Source organism: Streptomyces sp. NPDC021115 (assembly GCF_044333065.1).
GTDB lineage: Bacteria > Actinomycetota > Actinomycetes > Streptomycetales > Streptomycetaceae > Streptomyces.
On sequence record NZ_JBIRQF010000020.1, the window covers coordinates 102,438 to 119,935 of the forward strand.

Annotated in this window: 15 protein-coding genes and 2 pseudogenes; 5 read left to right on the top strand and 12 right to left on the bottom strand. The window is 70.0% G+C overall.

The genetic code is table 11. The features are described from left to right. Window positions 1–12: 12 nt before the first annotated feature. On the top strand, window positions 13–2,676 hold the full coding sequence (locus tag ACH4TL_RS37865) for a family 78 glycoside hydrolase catalytic domain (RefSeq protein WP_398327589.1): 2,664 nt from the start codon (window positions 13–15) through the stop codon (window positions 2,674–2,676). A gap of 211 nt (window positions 2,677–2,887) precedes the next feature. On the opposite strand, the gene ACH4TL_RS37870 is transcribed toward ACH4TL_RS37865, so the two are convergent. From ACH4TL_RS37870 to ACH4TL_RS37900, 7 genes are all read right to left on the bottom strand, one after another. Further along, window positions 2,888–3,826, bottom strand: coding sequence for a dioxygenase (locus tag ACH4TL_RS37870; protein ID WP_398327592.1), 939 nt, complete (start codon window positions 3,824–3,826; stop codon window positions 2,888–2,890). Between the two features lie 11 nt (window positions 3,827–3,837). Then, the gene (locus ACH4TL_RS37875) at window positions 3,838–4,899 is read right to left on the bottom strand and encodes a maleylacetate reductase (protein ID WP_398327595.1); all 1,062 of its coding nucleotides are present in this window, start codon (window positions 4,897–4,899) and stop codon (window positions 3,838–3,840) included. Between the two features lie 57 nt (window positions 4,900–4,956). Continuing rightward, window positions 4,957–5,553: a nuclear transport factor 2 family protein gene (locus ACH4TL_RS37880; protein ID WP_398327598.1), complete on the bottom strand. Its 597-nt coding sequence runs from the start codon at window positions 5,551–5,553 to the stop codon at window positions 4,957–4,959. A gap of 91 nt (window positions 5,554–5,644) precedes the next feature. After that, the gene (locus tag ACH4TL_RS37885) at window positions 5,645–7,135 is read right to left on the bottom strand and encodes an aldehyde dehydrogenase (RefSeq protein WP_398327601.1); all 1,491 of its coding nucleotides are present in this window, start codon (window positions 7,133–7,135) and stop codon (window positions 5,645–5,647) included. Between the two features lie 136 nt (window positions 7,136–7,271). Next, window positions 7,272–7,679, bottom strand: a complete 408-nt coding sequence (locus ACH4TL_RS37890) for a nuclear transport factor 2 family protein (protein ID WP_055553480.1) — start codon at window positions 7,677–7,679, stop codon at window positions 7,272–7,274. Further along, window positions 7,676–8,638, bottom strand: a complete 963-nt coding sequence (locus ACH4TL_RS37895) for a PDR/VanB family oxidoreductase (RefSeq protein WP_398327605.1) — start codon at window positions 8,636–8,638, stop codon at window positions 7,676–7,678. The genes ACH4TL_RS37890 and ACH4TL_RS37895 overlap by 4 nt, the downstream gene beginning before the upstream one ends. 10 nt (window positions 8,639–8,648) lie before the next feature. Continuing rightward, on the bottom strand, window positions 8,649–9,950 hold the full coding sequence (locus ACH4TL_RS37900; protein WP_398327608.1) for a Rieske 2Fe-2S domain-containing protein: 1,302 nt from the start codon (window positions 9,948–9,950) through the stop codon (window positions 8,649–8,651). 351 nt (window positions 9,951–10,301) lie between these two features. Between ACH4TL_RS37900 and ACH4TL_RS37905 the strand changes: the two genes are divergently transcribed. Further along, window positions 10,302–10,943 carry a TetR/AcrR family transcriptional regulator gene (locus ACH4TL_RS37905; RefSeq protein WP_398327611.1) on the top strand — a complete coding sequence of 214 codons (642 nt, stop codon included), beginning with the start codon at window positions 10,302–10,304 and terminating at the stop codon, window positions 10,941–10,943. Window positions 10,944–11,115: 172 nt separating this feature from the next. Then, the gene (locus ACH4TL_RS37910; protein WP_055553486.1) at window positions 11,116–11,538 is read left to right on the top strand and encodes a heme-binding protein; all 423 of its coding nucleotides are present in this window, start codon (window positions 11,116–11,118) and stop codon (window positions 11,536–11,538) included. A 168-nt stretch (window positions 11,539–11,706) separates the two neighbouring features. On the opposite strand, the gene ACH4TL_RS37915 is transcribed toward ACH4TL_RS37910, so the two are convergent. Continuing rightward, complete coding sequence (locus ACH4TL_RS37915; RefSeq protein WP_398327751.1) at window positions 11,707–12,162, bottom strand: LysR family substrate-binding domain-containing protein; 456 nt, start codon at window positions 12,160–12,162, stop codon at window positions 11,707–11,709. Between ACH4TL_RS37915 and ACH4TL_RS37920 the strand changes: the two are divergent. Continuing rightward, window positions 12,133–12,473 (top strand): annotated as a pseudogene (locus tag ACH4TL_RS37920) (CoA-transferase); the annotation flags it as partial. The gene ACH4TL_RS37915 and the pseudogene ACH4TL_RS37920 sit on opposite strands and share 30 nt — an antisense overlap. 47 nt (window positions 12,474–12,520) lie before the next feature. On the opposite strand, the gene ACH4TL_RS37925 reads toward ACH4TL_RS37920, so the two are convergent. Then, entirely contained in the window at window positions 12,521–12,901 is a 381-nt protein-coding gene (locus ACH4TL_RS37925; protein WP_398327615.1) for a nuclear transport factor 2 family protein, read from the bottom strand. A 25-nt stretch (window positions 12,902–12,926) separates the two neighbouring features. Continuing rightward, window positions 12,927–14,099, bottom strand: coding sequence for an FAD-dependent monooxygenase (locus ACH4TL_RS37930; RefSeq protein WP_398327618.1), 1,173 nt, complete (start codon window positions 14,097–14,099; stop codon window positions 12,927–12,929). Window positions 14,100–14,181: 82 nt separating this feature from the next. On the opposite strand from ACH4TL_RS37930, the gene ACH4TL_RS37935 reads away from it, so the two are divergent. Continuing rightward, window positions 14,182–14,913, top strand: a complete 732-nt coding sequence (locus ACH4TL_RS37935) for a TetR/AcrR family transcriptional regulator (protein ID WP_398327621.1) — start codon at window positions 14,182–14,184, stop codon at window positions 14,911–14,913. A gap of 126 nt (window positions 14,914–15,039) precedes the next feature. On the opposite strand, the gene ACH4TL_RS37940 is transcribed toward ACH4TL_RS37935, so the two are convergent. Together ACH4TL_RS37940 and ACH4TL_RS37945 are read right to left on the bottom strand one after the other, a co-directional pair. After that, on the bottom strand, window positions 15,040–15,933 hold the full coding sequence (locus ACH4TL_RS37940; RefSeq protein ID WP_398327754.1) for a collagen binding domain-containing protein: 894 nt from the start codon (window positions 15,931–15,933) through the stop codon (window positions 15,040–15,042). Beyond that, window positions 15,922–17,478 (bottom strand): annotated as a pseudogene (locus tag ACH4TL_RS37945) (MFS transporter); the annotation flags it as partial. The pseudogene ACH4TL_RS37945 and the gene ACH4TL_RS37940, both read right to left, overlap by 12 nt. Between the last annotated feature and the right edge of the window lie 20 nt (window positions 17,479–17,498).

Sequence of the window (17,498 nt, forward strand, 5' to 3'; positions counted from 1 at the left end):
AGAAGGCACAGCATGCGCAACGCACCACACGACCTGGGCATCGACAGCGGAGGCGACGACTTCCCCGTGTCGGGGCCCGCGCCCAGGCTGTCCTGGAAGCCGCCGTCGGACGCGGCGCACCCGGTGGTGTACGAGGTGCAGTGCACCGTCGACGGCGAAACGCGGGCCACCGTGACCACTGCCACCGACGGGCACCGGTTCCTCGCCTGGCCGTGGGCGGCACTGGACAGCGGTCGCCGGGTGGCCTGGCGGGTCCGGGCGCTCGGCGCCGACGGCGGCTCGCCGTGGTCGTGTTGGCACGCGTTCGAAAGCGGTCTGTCCGCCGCCGACTGGCGGGCGCGCTGGATCAGTCCCGCCGAGTCCGGCGACGGCGAATACGGCAGGCGGCCCGCGTACGCGCTGTCGACCCGGTTCCAGGTACCGGCCGGGGTGCGCTCGGCACGGCTGTACGCGACGGCACTCGGGGTGTACGAGGCGTACGTCAACGGTGAGCGGGCCGGCACCGCCGAACTCACGCCGGGGTCCACCTCCTACGACCATACGCTCTACGCCCAGGCCCACGACGTCACGGCCGCCGTCGTCACGGGCGACAACCGGATCGAGATCTTGCTGTCCGACGGCTGGTACCGGGGCCAGGTGGGTGCCTTCCGCCAACCGGCGGGCTGGGGCACGGTTCCCGGCGCGCGGGCCGAGCTGCACCTCGTGCACGAGGACGGCACACGGCGGGTCGTCCGTACCGACGGGACGTGGACGAGCGCGGAGTCGGCCATCACCCGGGCCGATCTCATGGACGGGCAGACCACCGACTTCCGCGTCGGGCCGGGCAGCGGACAGCCCGTCCTCGTGGACCAGGTCGAGGCACCCGCGATCGCCTGGTCGTCGGCACCGCCGGTGCGGGTCGTGGAGTCGCGCCCCGCACAGTCGGTCCAGCAGCTCGAGGAGGGGCTCTGGATCGCCGACTTCGGGCAGAACGCCTCCGGCTGGATCTCCCTGAGCGACCTCGGCCCGGCCGGGGTCCGTACCGTCATCGACTACGGAGAACACGTCGGCGCCGACGGTGATCTGACAACCACCCACCTGGACGCGACTCGGCCGGGACAGGCGCCGATTCCCTTCGTCCAGCGCGACGAGACCGTGTCCGCGGGCCACGGCGAGACGTTCGAGCCGCGCCACACCGTGCACGGCTTCCGTTACGCCCGTGTCCGCCGCGACGGCGCCCCGCTCGCCCCGGCGAGTCTCGTCATGCGGGTCGTCCACTCCGACCTGCGCCGCACCGGTACCTTCAGCTGCGGCCACCAAGACCTCGACCGCCTTCACGACATCGCCGAGTGGAGTTTTCGCGGCAACGCCGTCGACGTGCCCACCGACTGTCCGACCCGCGAACGCCTCGCCTGGACCGGCGACTACCAGGTCTTCGCCCCCACCGCCACGCGCCTGTACGACGTCCTCGGCTTCAGCCGCAAATGGCTCCGCTCCGTCCGCGACGACCAGCTGCCCGACGGCCGGATCGCCAACTTCTCGCCCGACGGACGCCGTATCAAACACCACCTCGACGACCAGTTCGCCATGATGACCGGCTCCGCCGGCTGGGGCGACGCGATCGTCGCCGTCCCTTGGGAGCTGTACCAGTCCTACGGCGACCGGGAGGTACTCGCCGAGAGCTGGGAGGCGATGGTGGGCTGGGTGGAGTGGGCGCTCACGACCGCCCGCACCGCCCGCCACCCGTCCCGGATCGAAAGCTCGACGGAGCCGCTGCCGCACGAACAGTACCTCTGGGACGGCTCCTTCCACTGGGGCGAGTGGGCCGAACCGAAGGCCAAAGCGGCCGACGGCACCCGTATCGACCCCGTCCAGGCCGACCCCGTCGCCTGGTTCATGGCCGACAAGGGCGAGATCGGCACGGCGTTCCTGTACCGCTCGACGGCGACCCTGGCCCGCATCGCGCGGGTGCTGGGCCGCAGTGAGGACGCGGCCCGCTACGCCGCGATCGCCGAGCGGATCCGCGATGCCTGGCGCACCGAGTTCCTCTCGCCCGACGGATGCACCACCGGCGATACCCAGGCCGGTTATGTGCGCGCGCTGTCTCTCGAGCTCGTCCCCGACGAGCTGCGCGAGGCCGCCGCCACGCGGCTGGTCGAGCTGATCCGCGCGGCCGGTACCCACCTCACCACCGGCTTCCTCGCGACCGGCGATCTGCTTCCCGTCCTCGCCGACACCGGACACGCCGACGTCGCCTACGAGTTGCTCCTCCAGCGCACCGCGCCCTCCTGGCTGTACATGCTCGACCGGGGTGCGACCACCATCTGGGAGGACTGGGAGGGCGTCGACGACGCCGGCACCGCCCACGACTCCCTCAACCACTACAGCAAGGGCGCGGTGGTCCGCTTCCTGCACACCCATATCCTGGGATTGCGCCAGCGCCCGGGGTCGATCGCCTGGGAGTCTTTCGAGGTCGCGCCCGTCCCGCACCCGGCCGTGGGGTGGGCACGGGGCACCCACGAGTCCCCACAGGGGACGATCGCCGTCGAGTGGCGCATGACCGACGACCTGTTCACCGTCACGGTGGACGTCCCACCGGCCACCACCGCACGCATCGTCTTTCCCGACGGCACGATCGTGGAGCACGTCTCCTGCGGCAGGTTCAGCGCCACCCGCCGCATGGGGGAGGGGAGTTGAGACGGCGCGAGAGAGACGGCCGCCGGCGGTCCGCCCTTCTGGCGTTACTGGGCGGCCATCTCCCGTGCCCCGGTGGTCCGAGCCTGTCAGACCTTCGCGCTCACGACGGCCCAGCAGAACGCGGCGACGCAAAGCGCCGGTGGCGAGTGTGAAACGACGCGCTTCGCGTCCGCGGCGGCAACTGCCTCCTCGGTCGGAGCGACAGGGACGGTCATACGCCCGCGGGGGCGAGAACGATGTCGAAGCGCACCCGGCTCCACGTGCCGTCGATGACGCGGCCGTCGGGTGTCGGAGTGCCACCGGGCTGCCGCTCGAACCGTTTGATGAGTGAGTCCTTCACGCCGAAGACGGTGTCCTGGCGGCCGATCGGGTCGCCCTCGGGGAAGATGTGGGTCACCAGAGTGCGCGCCCCTTGGTGGGAGACCATGAAGTGCAGGTGGGCGGCGCGCAGCGGTGAGCGGCCGACCGCGTCGAGCATCTTGCCGACGGGTCCGTCGTCGGGGATGGGGTACGGCGTGGGGGTGAGGCCCCAGAAGCGGTAGCCGCCATCGGCCGCGGAGAAGAGGTGCGCCCGGCCGGCGCGCTTGCCGGCGTCGTACTGCACGTCGTAGAACCCGTCCTCGTCGGCCTCCCAGACCTCGATCCGCGCGCCGGCGAGCGGTTTGCCGTCGGTGTCGGTGACGGTGCCCTCGACCCAGCAGGGCTCGCCGGGAGCACCGAAGGCCATGTCTTCGCCGGGCTCGATCCCCGGGGAGCCCTCGACGAAGAACGGCCCGAAGACGGTCGCCTCGGTGGCGCCCTTGTAGGCCTGGTTGTTGACGTTGATCGTCTGCATGCTCGCGCCGAGGGTGTCGGACAGCAGGATGAACTCCTGCCGGACGTCGTCGGTGATGTGGCCGGCCCTGGTGAGGAAGTCGATCGCCGCCCCCCACTCGTCCTCGGTCAGCCGGGCCTCGCGGATGAAGGAGTGCAGGTGCTTGACCAGACACACCATGAGCTCCTTCAGCCTCGGGTCCTCGCAGGCGTCGAAGGAGCCCACGACGCTGTCGACGAGCCGTTGCTCGACCGCCTGCTGCTCGGGCGACACCTCCCGGTGAATCGTGCCGTGGTCACCGGGCCGGGCCGAGCCGGGGTTGACGTAGGTAGCCATGACGGCCTCCTTCAGGTGATCGGGTCGCCCGCCCACGCCGCTTCCAGCAGCGCGGTCAGGCTCTCATCGGTGACGGGGGCGGGATTGTTGGCCGGGATCGCCTTCATGATCGGATCCACCGCCCTGGCGATGCCCTCCTCGGGCATGCCGTAGTCGCGCAGCGCCCTCGGCGCGTCCAGCACCTGGCACAGGGCGGCCAGGCCGGCGCTCGCCGCGAGGGTGCGGAAGACCGCGCCGAACGCCTGGGCGATACGCGCCTCCGCCTCCGGGGCGTGCGGGGCGTTGAAGGCCAGCACGTAGGGCAGCACGACCGCGTGGGTCTGTGCGTGCGGGAGGTTGAACATGCCGCCGAGGACGTGGCACATCTTGTGATGCATCCCGGAGCCGGCCGAGGCGAACGCGACAGCGGCGAGGTAGGCGCCGTACAGCGTCTGCTCGATGCCCTCGACGCCCGTCGAGTCTTCGGCCACCGCCGGCAGGCCGGTCGCCAGACCGCGGATGCCCTCCTGCGCCAGTGCCCGGTCGATCGGGTCGGTCCGTGGTCCCCACATCGAGTCCACGCAGTGCGCCATCGCGTTCAGTCCGCTGGCCACGGTCATCTCGCCGGGCAACGTGGTCAGCAGGCCGGCGTCGTACACGACCGACGCGGGCAGCACCTTGTCGTCCGCACCGGTTCTCTTGGTCTCACCCTCGGTCAGGCCCCACACATTGGTCGCCTCCGAGCCGGCGTACGTGGTGGGCACCGCGACGATCGGCAGCCCGGTGTTCATCGCCACTGCCTTGGCCAGACCCGTGGTCGAGCCGCCGCCGACGCTGACCAGGATGTCCGCGCCGGCCGCCGCCTGACGGGCTCGTCGCGCGACCTCGACCGGTACGTGCATCACGACCTCCTCGTGACGCACCACGACCGGGATCTCCTCGGCGATCGGGTCGGCCAGTTCCTTCTCGCGGTCCGACGCGATCAGCATGACCTTGGAACCGCCGAGTGCCTCGACCTCCGCCGCCACCGCGACGGGCGACTCCCCGGCCGCGAACACCACCCTCTGGGGAAGGGTCTCGTGTGTGAACCTCATCGCCTGCTCTTTCGGTAGATTTTCGGCGGGTCGAGTGCAGCCGGGCATCGGCCTGCATCAGGTGCCGGTCAGCCATCGCCTGCCTTCGGAGTAGAGCTGCTCGACGGCTGTGCCGGTGAGGCCGGGAAGCCCTTTCCTCACCGTGAAACCCGCCTTGGTCTGTACGTAGGCCAAGTGCCGGTAGCCGGTCGGGAACCGGTTCAGGAGCTCGGGATCCAAGGTCGTTGAGACAGCGGGGTCGATGACGTCGAGCCGGTCCTTCTCGTAGATCGGCTGTCGGCGCACGAGGGTCCAGCGCCCCTCATGGCGGGAAAGGAAGTCGTAGAAGCGACCGGTGCAGACGACATCGACCTCGACGCCGTCGATGCTCGATCGCTGGTTGATGGTCATCTTCGTCTGAGCGATGGCTCGGTCGCCGACGATGTCCGCGGTGTGGCCACCCAGGAAATGGAGGATGCTGACTCCGCTCTCGAAGCCTTCGCGACTGGCCTTGATGAAGTCGGCAGCACTTCCCTGGAACCACGTGGCGCTCATCCAGCCGTCGCGCGGATGCCAGACCGTGGCGAAGCGCCTCCAGTCCCCGGCATCGCGCCACAGCGCCCAGTTCTCGACGAGCTGCCGGATCTCGTGACGGTCGTCGTCGGTCTGAGGCATTGTCCGATCTCCGATCCGGTGTCAGGGGAGCAAGACCGGGAGTACGGCGCACGCCGTGTCACGCGCGCCTCACGACCCTCGTCCTGCTTCATCAGATGGGGTAGTGGCGGGACCCCGACTGGATGGTGATCCAGCGCAACTCGGTGAACTCCTCCAGCGCGGCGCGGGAGCCGAATCGCCCCCAGCCGCTGGCTCCGACACCGCCGAAGGGCATCTGGGGCTCGTCGTGCACGGTGGCGCCATTGATGTGGCAGATGCCGGACTTGATCCGGCGGGCCACGTCGAGCGCCACAGCCGCGTCCTTGCCGAAGACCGCTGCGGAGAGCCCGTACTCGGTGTCATTGGCGACCGTGACGGCTTCGTCGGTGGAATCCACCTCGATGATCGAGACCACCGGTCCGAAGGACTCCTCGCGGTAGATGCGCATGTCCGAAGTGACACCGCGCAGCACGGTGGGCTCCACGAACAGGCCGTCGGCCGTGCCACCGGTCAGGACCTGTGCCCCCTTGGCACGTGCGTCCTCGATCAGCTCGATCACGTGGTCGCGGGCGCCTTCGTGGACCAGCGGACCGACTTGTGAGGTGGGGTCGCTCGGGGGGCCCACGACCAGCCCCGCGGCACGCTTGGCCAGGCGGGAGGAGAGCTCGTCGGCGACAGTTCTGTCGACGATGACGCGCTCGGTCGACATGCAGATCTCGCCCTGGTTCATGAAGGCACCGAAACCGGCTGCGGCGGCGGCCTCCTGAAGATCCGCGTCGGGAAGCACCAGGAACGGCGCCTTGCCGCCGAGTTCCAGGACCACGCGGGTCAGGTGGCGACCGCCGAGTTCGCCGATGATACGGCCCACCCGGCTGGATCCGGTGAAGTTCACGCGCCTCACGGCGGGGTGGGCGATCAGAGCCTCGACGACGCCCGGACCGTCCGCGGGCGCGTTGCTGATGAGGTTGACGGCGCCGGCGGGCACACCGGCATCGTGGAGGACCTGGGCGATGGCGGCCTGGGTGAGCGGTGTCTGCTCGGAGGACTTCAGCACCACGGTGTTGCCCCACACCAGCGGCCACACGATGGCGCGTACGCCGAGGATCAGTGGTGCGTTCCAGGGCGCGATGCCGACGACGACGCCGACCGGCTGACGCACGCCGAGGGCGGTGAGACCGGGCACGTCCGACGGGATGACCTCCCCGACGGCGGAGTAGGCCTGGGCCGCCGCCTCGACGAGCATGCCCTTGGCGACCTGCACGTTGAAGCCGCACCAGGGCAGAGTGGCACCCATCTCGCGGCTCATCGTGGCGACGATCTCGTCGGTGCGTTCGCCGAGCAGGACGGCCGCACGCTCCAGAACCGACCGTCGTGCGGCCGGGGGAAGGCTCGACCACTCCGGGAGGGCGGCCGCCGCCGCGTCCACCGCGAGGTTGACGTCCTCGACGGAGGCTGCCGCGACCCGCGCGATCGGTTCACCGGTCAGGGCCTCGGCCGTCTCGAAGTAGCGGCTGTCCTTGGCCGCGACGTGCTCGCCCGCGATGAGGAGGTCACTGGTCCGGACCGCGCCGGACGTGGGTGCCTCGATCTCAGTGGTTGACATGCGTTGCCCTACCTTCACGACAGCGGCGATCGCCGCCCGAACCATGTACGGGGAACTCTCCGTGGCCGGTGTCGCGCAATGAACCCTCTTGTTCACTCATCGGACAGCAGCCTTCAGCGGTTGGCGTTTCCGGGAGTCAGACCGGCGGCATGCGCTTGGCCTGGTGCATGTGCGCCAGACGCCAGCCCTCCGCGGTCTCCTCCCAGACTCGTGTCACCGCCTCTTGCACCGGGAACGGCGGGAGGTTCTCGTCGAAGACGATGTGCATCTCCTGGAGGCACGTGGTGATCGCGGTGTTGCCGCGCACCGTGATGCTGAGGTCTTCCGCCTTGGCGAACACCATGCGGCGGCGGGTCCAGGTGAAATGGACGAAGGTCTCCCGGTCGTCGATCTTCCCGACCGGGCCGTGGACGGCCCGGCTGTCCTCGAGCATGAGGGAGGTCATCGCGTCTTCGCCCTGGGTGAGAGCCACGAGCCATGCGGCCTCTGCCTGCTCGATCGCCTGGACGGTCGACGTGGTTGTGGTGGGCGAGGGGGTCGTCATAGGTCCAGCTCCAGGATCGATGAGTGTGCTCGTGACGAGCATGTGGTGAACATGCCTTCGGCGCGTTCACGGTCGGTCAGGATGTCGTCGCGGTGGTCGGGCTCTCCGGCCAGGACGCGCACGATGCACTCGCCGCAGATCCCCTGCTGGCACGAGTAGGGGGCGTCGATGCCGCCCGCGAGCAGGGCGTCGAGGACGCTCTCGCCCTCCTTGACCTCGTACTCGCCGCCGGTCCTGGCGAGCCGCACGGTGAAGGTCCCGTCGTCCATGTGCGCGTCGGCGTTCTCCACGGGTGCGAAGCGCTCCTTGTGGATCGCTTCGGCAGGCCATCCCGCTCCGCGTGCCGAGGAGATCACGAAGTCCATGAAGCCGCCGGGGCCACAGACGTAGATCGCCGTCTCGGGGTCCGGCGGGCCGATGTCGGCGGCGATGCCGAAACGCTGGTCGTCCGGTCCGTCGTCGAAGTGGAGCCGAACGCGGGGGTTGTGCTCCAGTTCGTCGACGAACGCGGATTCCGCCCGGCTCCGGGCGCAGTAGTGCAATTCGTACTCCGCGCCCCTGGCTTCGAGCGCGTGCGCCATGGCCAGCAGGGGAGTGATGCCGATACCGCCGGCCACCAGCAGATGGCGACGTGCCCGGTGCGAGACTCCGAACCTGTTCCGCGGACGGGAGATCCGCAGCCTGTCGCCCTCGCGGAGTTGGTGCATCCCCAGCGAGCCGCCGCGCGACGCCGTCTCGGCCAGCACCGCCAGCCGGTATCGGGTGCGGTCTTGCGGAGACCCGCACAGGGAGTACTGGCGGACCAGCCCGGCGGCACTGTCCACGAGTACGTCGACATGGGCGCCGGCGGCGAACTCCGGGAGCTCGGCGTCGCCGTGACCGGCCAGGTCGAGCACCACGATCCGGGCGGTCGCGTCGCGCCGGCCGACCACGATGGTGTCGAGCCACTCGTTGCTCATTTTTTCCTGCTCAGCTTCCAACGGTGGTGGTGGCGGTGGTGGCGTTGTCGCTCGGCGGGCGCTTGCCGATGGTGAAGAGGCCGGACTGGGTGTGGTGGACCTCTGACGCGTCGCGGACGATGTTGATCGGATCGCGCCCGGCCTCGACGTCGTCGGCCATCGCGAGAAGCATGCGGCGCAGCATGACGACGCCGCGGTCTCCGGTGGCCAGGGTCTCCTCGGAGTCCAGGGTGATCGCTCCCTGTGATTCCTGGGCCTCCGTGTCACCGGGGAACCGGTGGCGTTCCTCGTCGGTCAGCTCGTGGTTCTGCTTGCCGTTCTGCGTGATGCCGGTCACGAAGCGGACCATGCGCTCGGGATCGTTCGAGCGGATGGAGAAGAAGAGGCGGTGGCTGGTGTCGTCGGAGGGCACGACCCACAGCAACTGATCCGGCCGCCCGTCGGGGGTCACCTTCACGAAGTCCGGCAGGCCGAAGACGTTGGGAAGCTGTTGCTCGACCGCGAAGCCGTACTCGGTGACCTCGCCGTCCTCGCCCTCGACCTCGAATCGCTGGGTGTACTTCACGCCGTGGTCGGTGCGCTCGTACGTCAGGCGCTCGGCGATGGTGGCCGGATCGAAGAAGTTCTCGGGGTAGCCCCCGAAGGTGCCGGTGCCCAGCATCTGGTACCCGCTGTGCGTGGAGTGGAGCCAGGTGACGTGCGTCGGGTCGGCGGAGTTCTCGTAGATGTTGAGCCAGCTGAAGTCCGCCGGCATACCGAGGACCGCGGCGTGGGGGACCGGCCAGCTGGCGAAGTATTTCTCGTCCTCCGCGGGGTTCTCCAGCGCGTCGTAGCGGGGGAGTTCGGGCTTGAGGTCGGGCGGGCCCATGTAGACGAAGACCAGGCCGTAGCGCTCCGCGACGGGGTACCAGGGCTGACGGGCGGCGTCGCGCCTGCGCCCGAGGCCCGGTTCGCAGGCCTGCTCTATGCAGCGGCCCTGCACGTCGAACTTCCAGCCGTGGTAACAGCAGCGGATGCCGTCGTCCTCGACACGGCCGAAGTGGAGGCTGGCGCCGCGGTGGGCGCAGCGCTCGATCACGACACCGGGTTTGCCCTGCCCGTCACGGAACACGACCAGGTCCTCGCCCAGCACGCGGGTCTTTTGCGGCAGCGCCCCGGCGGCGAGCGTTTCCGAGCTGGCGATCGGGTGCCAGTAGCGACGCAGCGCCTCGCCCATGGGCGTGCCGGGCCCGACCTCCCGCAGGCGGGCGTTGTACGAGGGCTTCGGGCGACCGTAGCCCGTGCCGGTGTCGGCCTCTGAAGTGGTGGCCATGGTCCTGCCTCCCGTGCGGCTCGGGCACACCGCCGGTGACACGTGCAGGGCTGTGGGATCGCCTGCGGGGGCACCGTCATGTGCGGCCCTTGAATAGGATTGTTAATTCACATTCGCATTTTTTGACGCGGTGCGTCAAGGGCCGCGTACATGGGCGCCCTTGACGAGGAGAGGAGCGGTTGCTCGACGGGTAGCCTCGGCCGCGAGTGGTCGATCTTGTCGTCGCCCATGTACGCCGCTCGCTCGTCGAGCTGATGGCGCCGCCGTTCACGGCCCGGCGGCGCCAGGCGCGGAGATTGTCCGGAGCGGATGCCGGCGCTGTGGGCCCCCGACTGCCTTTACGCTGGGGCGGTGAGTACCGAAGAGTCACTTGATCTGCCGCCGGCGCAGCAGGCGCGCAGCCGGCTGACCCAGCAGCGGATCCTGGAGGCAGGTACGACCCTCCTCGAAGAGGGCGGCACCGAGGCGCTCACCGTCGCGGCCGTCGCCGCTCGAGCGGGTGTCTCGGTGGGTAGCGTCTATCGGCGGTTCGGCGACAAGGACCGCCTGATCGCCGCTCTGCAGCACGACATGATCGATCAGTTTCGCGCTGACATCATCCGCCGCTTCGCTCCGCGGCGCGCGGATCCGACCGCGCTGGTCGCCTCGGCGGTCGCCGGACTCACCGAGACGTTCGAAGCGCACCAGTGCTTGATGCGCGTCTTCATCACCGCGGGCACCGCCGATCCGGCAGTGGCGCGAGTTGGGTCCCAGGCCAGCGTTGACGCCGGCCATGTCTTCCGGCAGTTCCTGGAGCCGATCGAGTCGATGATTGACGCGCCGGAGCCGGAGCTGCGCCTGGATGTCGCCTATCGCCTGGTGTACGGGGCGTGCATGAACCGCGTGCTGCACGGTGAACAGTTCGAGTCCGACCGGCCGCTGACGTGGCGTCAACTCACCGACGAGCTCGTAAACGCTGCCTGCCTGTATCTCCTCGGTGCGCCGGCGGAGTAATCTCCCAGCCTCGGACGTGAATGTGAGGGGCGCTTCACATTCGGGCCCCGCGGCGGCATACTGAGCGGCTCCGGGCGCCCCCGGAATCAGTGATCGTCTGGGCGGGGGTGCCCTGAGGACACCGCAGAAGACGCTCGGTCGACGTTTCGGCCATCAGGGAAGGAACCTCATCATGCGAGAGCCGCTCAGCTACGAGATCGCGCACGGCGCGGCACTTGCCGCTCTGGAGGCAGGAAGGTCCGAGGGGCACAAGGTGTGCGCTGCCGTGGTCAACCGGAGCGGCGTCACCAAGGTTCTCCTCAGCGATGACGGCGTCGGCCTTCTCGGCGTGGAGACCGCGCGACGCAAGGCCTACACCTCGGCCGTGAGCGGTGTCCCAACGGCTCGGTTCGCGACCTTCGCCGCGTCGCCCCAGATGCAGGTAGCGCCTCCCCATCTGGTCGACTCCAACCTTCTGCCGGTCGCCGGCGGCGTGCCGATCGTGACGGCCGACGGGGAGGTCATCGGCGCCATCGGCGTGGGCGGGGCGGACGACACTACGGACGACCGCATCGCGCATCAGGCTCGTGATTCCGTCGCGAAGATCGTTGCGTAGACCTTCCTCCTGGCCGGCCCTCTCGCGTGCATGGGGCGGAGGCATGCCGAGACGGTAGCGGGCGGGTGGCAGCCCGCAATGGGCAGAGGATGGGCGACGCGCGCATCACGCTGCGGGTGTCAGGAGGGTTGTTGCGCCATGGGGGGCTGACTTCAGGTGCCGTTGTCTTCAGAGTGCCGCCCGGATGATTTCCACGGTGCGCTCCAGGTGCGGCTCGGAGCGGTCGGCGCGGTGGGCGACGGCCAGCTCCACGCGCGCGTCGGCCCCGGTCAGCGGTAGGTAGGCGACGCCGCTGAGCGCCAACGCGGTAACGGGCTCGGGCACGACGGCGACGCCGAGGCCGCCGGCCACCAGCGTGACCAGCGTCGAGGTCTCACCGACCTCGTGGCGGATGCGTGGCTCGACGCCGGCGTCGCGCAGGAGGCCCAGCACGACGTCGTACATCACCGACCGGCGGTCGGCGGAATGCACGATCAGGTCGGCACCGGCGAGGTCCGCGGCGCGCAGCCGTGACCGGCGGGCGAGGGGGTGGTCGACGGGTACGGCGACGACGAGCCCGGTCCCGTCGCAGGGGGCGCACGGTGAGCGAGAGGCCTCGATGTCTGCGTCCTCGGGGCGTACCAGGCGCCTTCAACGGCGACCTCGCCAACTGGCACACGGCTGAGCCCGACAACATCCCTGCCGTCGGCGGCGCCATGGACCTCGCCATCGGTGCCAAGGACGTCTACGTGATGATGACGCTCTTCACCCGCTCCGGTGAGCCGAAGCTCGTGCCGCAGTGCGCCTACCCGCTCACCGGTGTCGGTTGCGTCAGCCGCGTCTACACGGACTGCGGTGTCTTCGACGTCGGCCCCGACGGCGTACGGATCCGGGAGACGTACGGCGTCGGCGCCGATGAGCTGGTGCAGCGACTCGGCATCACGCTGTTTCTGTGATGACACGTGGCCGCTGCTCCCTGGGTAACGTGCACGGCACAGGCCGTTCAGCTGCCCTGGCTCTCCGAGCTGAACACCCGCAGCTCCGTGATCAGGCCGTTCGCGTCGACGGTCACGTTCTCGATGCCGCTCTGGGAGTCGAGCCGACCGTCGGCGGTGCGCCACGCCGCTATGAAGTGGACTTCGAGCGTTTCTTCGTCGAGCACCGTGGTGGTCCATACGTGCTTGCTGTCGGCCATGTCGGAGTAGAAGCGTCGGTAGAACTCCGTGATGTCGGCCAGGCCGGTCACCGGTGGCAGCGCGCCGAACTGCACGGTGGCCTCCGGCGCGAACACCGACCCGAGCTCCTCCAGCGCTTCCGGCTCGTGTACCGCACGGTCGACGAGTGTGATGTAGCGATCGACTACCGTCCGGGTCGTCCGGGTCATTGCGTTTCCTCGTTCTCGTGTGGTGTCAGCCCATCAGGGCCTTGCCGAGCTTGGCGCCGACCGGGGTGGAGACGGCGCGGATCAAGGTGCTGCGGGCGATGCGGCCGAAGCGGTTCGCGGGCATGAAGAAGTGCCGCATGCGCAGGGCTTCTTTTTGGTAGCGGGTGACGAGCGGGCGCAGTTGCTGTTCCCAGCTGCCCAGGGCGGTGGGCAGGTCGTCGTGTTCAGTGAGAAGTCGGGCCAGCAGTTCGGCGCCGGCGATACCCATGCCGGAGCCCTGGCCGGAGTGGAGGGTCATGCACCAGGCGGAGTCGCCGAGCAGCACCACTCGGCCCTGGCTCCAGCGGTTGAGGTGGATCTGGCTGACCTGGTCGAACAGGACGGACTCGGAGCGGTCCATCGCCTTCAGCATGGCGGGCACGATGTCCCCGCCGAAGCCGGCGAACGCCTGACGCAGGGCGTCGGAGGGCTTCTTGCGGATCTCTGCGGCGGGCCAGTCGGTGCGGTAGAGCAGGAAGGCCACCGGGGGGTGGTCGCGGTAGCTGTTGATCCAGGCGGAGCGGCCGGGTGCGGTGGCCACCGCACCGTCACCCTCGCGCATGCCGGGCAGCGGGCCGTCCATGACACAGGCGGCCACGACGTGGTCGAAGTCCTTGCGGTAGAGGTCCTCGGGGCCGAAGACCATGGATCGGACGGTGGAGTGGATGCCGTCGGCGCCGATGAGGAGGTCCGCGCTCTCCCGCGACCCGTCGGTGAGGGTCACGGTCACCTCGTCACGGCTCTGCGCGATGGCGGCGGGGCCGGTGCCGTAGCGGATCTCCGCCAGGTCCTGGACCGCCTCGTGCAGGACGCGCTCCAGGTCGCTGCGCAGCAGCATCCGCAGTGGGGTGCCGTTGATCTGTTCGGGAAAGGGCAGGCCGGGGCGGAGGCGACCGCGGGAGTCCACTTCGAACGTGCGCCCCTCGGGATCGCGGCGGTCCGGGAGGGAGTCCAGGATGCCCAGGCGTTCTGAGGCGGTGTAGCCGGGGCCGTTGAAGCGGACGAAGTAGCCGCCGGTACGGCGGTGGGGCGCCCGCTCGATGATCAGGGGCTGCCAGCCGGCCCGGTGCAGGCTCAGAGCCGCGGCCAGACCGGAGATACCGGACCCGACGATGAGGGCGCGGCGGGCGTCCTGTGGGGGGAGCGACGAAGAGGTCATGTCTCGACCCTACCTCTGATCGATACTGGATGACCAGTTTTGAAATTTGGTCACGCGAAGCGTGTGGTGGGATGCTGTGCACATGACCCCGGATCGCCTGGCCGCTTCCCCGCAGACCGACGACGAACGCGCCGAGCGCATCCTGGCCGCCGCGCGCGAACTGCTGCTGGCGTGGGGCTACAAGCGGGTCACCGTCGATGAGATCGCCCGCCGCGCCCGTATCGGCAAGGGCACCGTCTACCTGCACTGGAAGACGAAACAGACGCTGTTCACCGAACTGCTGCGGCGCGAACTCCGCAAGACGCTCGGCGCGGTCTCCGCCGGAATCGAGCAGGAGCCGTCCGCCGCCCTGCCCAGCAGGCTGGTCCGGCAGGTGTTCCTGCAGCAGACCCGCGACCCCGTCACCCGGGCCGTCCATGCCGGTGACGGCGAAGTCCTCGGCGCGCTCGCCATCACCGCGAACGGCCTTCCCGTCATCCAGGAACTCGGCTTCTACGCTCTGCTCGCCAGCCTCGTCGACGTATGGCGCGCGCACGGGCTGGTGACCGTCGAAGCGTCGGCGGCAGACCAGATCTACACGATCGACGCGGTGCTGACCGGGTTCATCACTGGGGGCATCGTCGTCCCCCCGAGCGAGGACTTCCCTCCGGACCACCGGGCGGACCTGCTCGGCAACACGATCGAAGCGGCCCTCGAACCCTCCGCCAAACCGGACGAGTCCACCGTCCGCGCTGCCGCCCAGGACGTTCTCGCCGTCCTGGGGGCCACCCGGAGCGCGCTCGCCGAGAACCGCTCGCGCTCGGCGTCCAGCTGAGGAAAGCGGTCCCGCCGGTCGGGCGGGCCAGAGGGCGAGCGCACGGGGGTGGCCGCTCATCTCCGTGCCCGGGGCACCGCCGGGCCGGACACGCTGCGACGCCTGGCGTGTCCGGCCCGGCCCCTGTCACCCGCTCGGGTGGGAGAGCACGATGTCGTGGCTCTCCACGCCGGAGCCGTGCACGGTCAGGCCGGTGGCCTGCGGCGGGTAGCCGGCCGCCAGGACCGTGTACTCGCCGCCGTCCAGGTCGGTGAAGGCGTAGCCTCCGTCCTCGCCGGTGGTCGCGGTGGCCACCACGACGCCGGCCGTGTCGATGAGCGTGACCCGTGCGTCGTTCAGTGGCCGGCCCGCGGCTTGGACCACGCCCCGCACCCGCAGGCCGGAGGACAGCTCGACCTCCCTCTCGGCGACGCCCTGCGCGGCGATCTCGATGGGCAGGGCGACCGGCCGGTACCCGGCGGCCGTCACCGCGAGCGTCAGCTGGCCGGGCACGAGCTCGGTGAAACTGAACGTGCCGTCCGTGTCGGTCAGTCCGGTCGCGAGCACGTCGCCGCGCACGTCGGCCGCGACCACCGTGGCGCCGACGACCGGCTCCTTGTGGTCGGCCGACCTGACCGTGCCGGCCAGGCCGCTGGTGCCGGAGAGCAGGATGTCGTAGGAGACCGGCTCGTGGTCGACCACCACTGTGGAGGCCTGTGGCCGGCAGCCCTCGGCGGAGGCGATGAGCACGTAACTGCCCGCGTCCGGCGCGTCCACCGTGTACGAACCGTCCGGATGGGCCACTACGCGGCCCAACTGCCGCCCGCTCAGCGAGATCAGGGTGACCGTGGCCTGCGGGACGGGTGCCGACTCGGCACCGCGGACGTGGCCGCTGACTGGGATGCCGCCGGAGGACGGGACCGTGGCCGCGGCGCTCGCGGTCGCCGCCGGGACGGACTGAGCGCCCGTGGCCTGGACGGCCGGGCTCGGCACCTTCGTGTCGTTCTCGTCGTGCCCGTCCTTCCGGCCGCGCAGGCCCACCGCCGCGAGGGCGGCGCCGACGAGGGCGAGGATGGCGGTGACGAGGACGGCGGTGTGGACGCCGTTCATGAAGGCGGTGTGGCTGCCCTCCGTCACGGCGGCCCTGAGCTGCGCCGGCATCGCGTCGGAGACCGGGGCGACGCCCATGGCGACCGCGTCCTTCGCCTCCTCGAGGCGACCGGCGATCGCGTGGGGCACGCCCGCGTCGGTGAGTGAGTCGGTGAGGGTGGAGCCGACGCGGCCGCTGATGAGGGAGACGAGCACCGACGTACCGAGCGCGCCGCCGACCTGCAGCGAGGTGGCCTGGAGGCCACCAGCGATGCCACCGTCCTTGACGGGGGCGTTGCCGACGATCGCGGCGGAGGAAGCGGACATCACCATGCCGACGCCGAGACCGAGCGCGACGAACGGCGGCCACATGGCGTGGTACGACGAGTCGTCGCTCCACGCGAGCATCGTGAACGCGGCGCCTGCCTGGAGCACCATCCCGAGCGGCATGGTCAGGCGCGGGCCGAACTTCTCGGTGAGCTTCGCGCCGAGCGGCGAGGCCACCATGGAGGCGAGGCTGAGCGGCAGGGTGCGCACACCGGACTCGACGGGCGTGAAGCCGCGTACGTTCTGCAGGTACAGCATCACGAAGAAGATCGCGCCGAGCAGGACGAAGAAGTTCAGGGCGGTGACGAACGTACCGATGGTCAGGGCCGGGTTGCGGAACAGCCGCATGGGGAGCAGGGGGTGCGCCACGCGGGTCTCGTACCAGCCGAAGAGGACCAGGACGACGACGCCCCCGGCGATCGCGCCGAGGGTGCCGACCGAAGTCCAGCCCCACGTCTCGCCCTTGACGACGCCGAAGATGACGGCGAGCAGTCCGGCGGCGAGCAGCACGACTCCGGGCACATCGAACTTCTCGCCCGCGGCCGCCTCGTTCCTGGACTGCGGCAGGACCAGCAGGCCGAAGAGGAGGGCGATGACGCCGATGGGGGCGTTGATGTAGAAGACGGACTCCCAGTTGACGTGCTGGACGAGCAGCCCGCCGACGATCGGGCCGAGCGCGGTGGCGACGGACGAGATCATCGCCCAGATGCCGACCGCCATGCCGAACTTCTTCGGCGGGAACACGGCACGCAGCAACGCCAGGGTGTTGGGCATGAGCATCGCACCGAAGAGGCCCTGCACGGCGCGGAAGGCGATGACGCCCTCCACCGAGCCGGCGAGGCCGATCGCGACGGACGCGGCGGTGAATCCGACGACGCCGACGAGGTAGACCGTACGGCGCCCGAAGCGGTCGCCGAGCTTGCCACCGAGGATGAGGGCGGCGGCGAGAGCGAGCAGGTAGGAGTTGGTGACCCACTGTAGTTCGGCGGTGCTGGCGTTCAGGTCGCGGGCGATCTCGGCGTTGGCGATCGAGACGACCGAGCCGTCGAGGCCGACCATGAACAGACCGAACGCGACGGCGACCAGCGTCAGCCACGGGTTGGCGCGCGGACCGCGGAGGTGGGGGCCGGATACGGGAGTGGGCGCTGTGGAGACAGCGGTGACAGACACGGGTGAGATGTCCTCGAGAC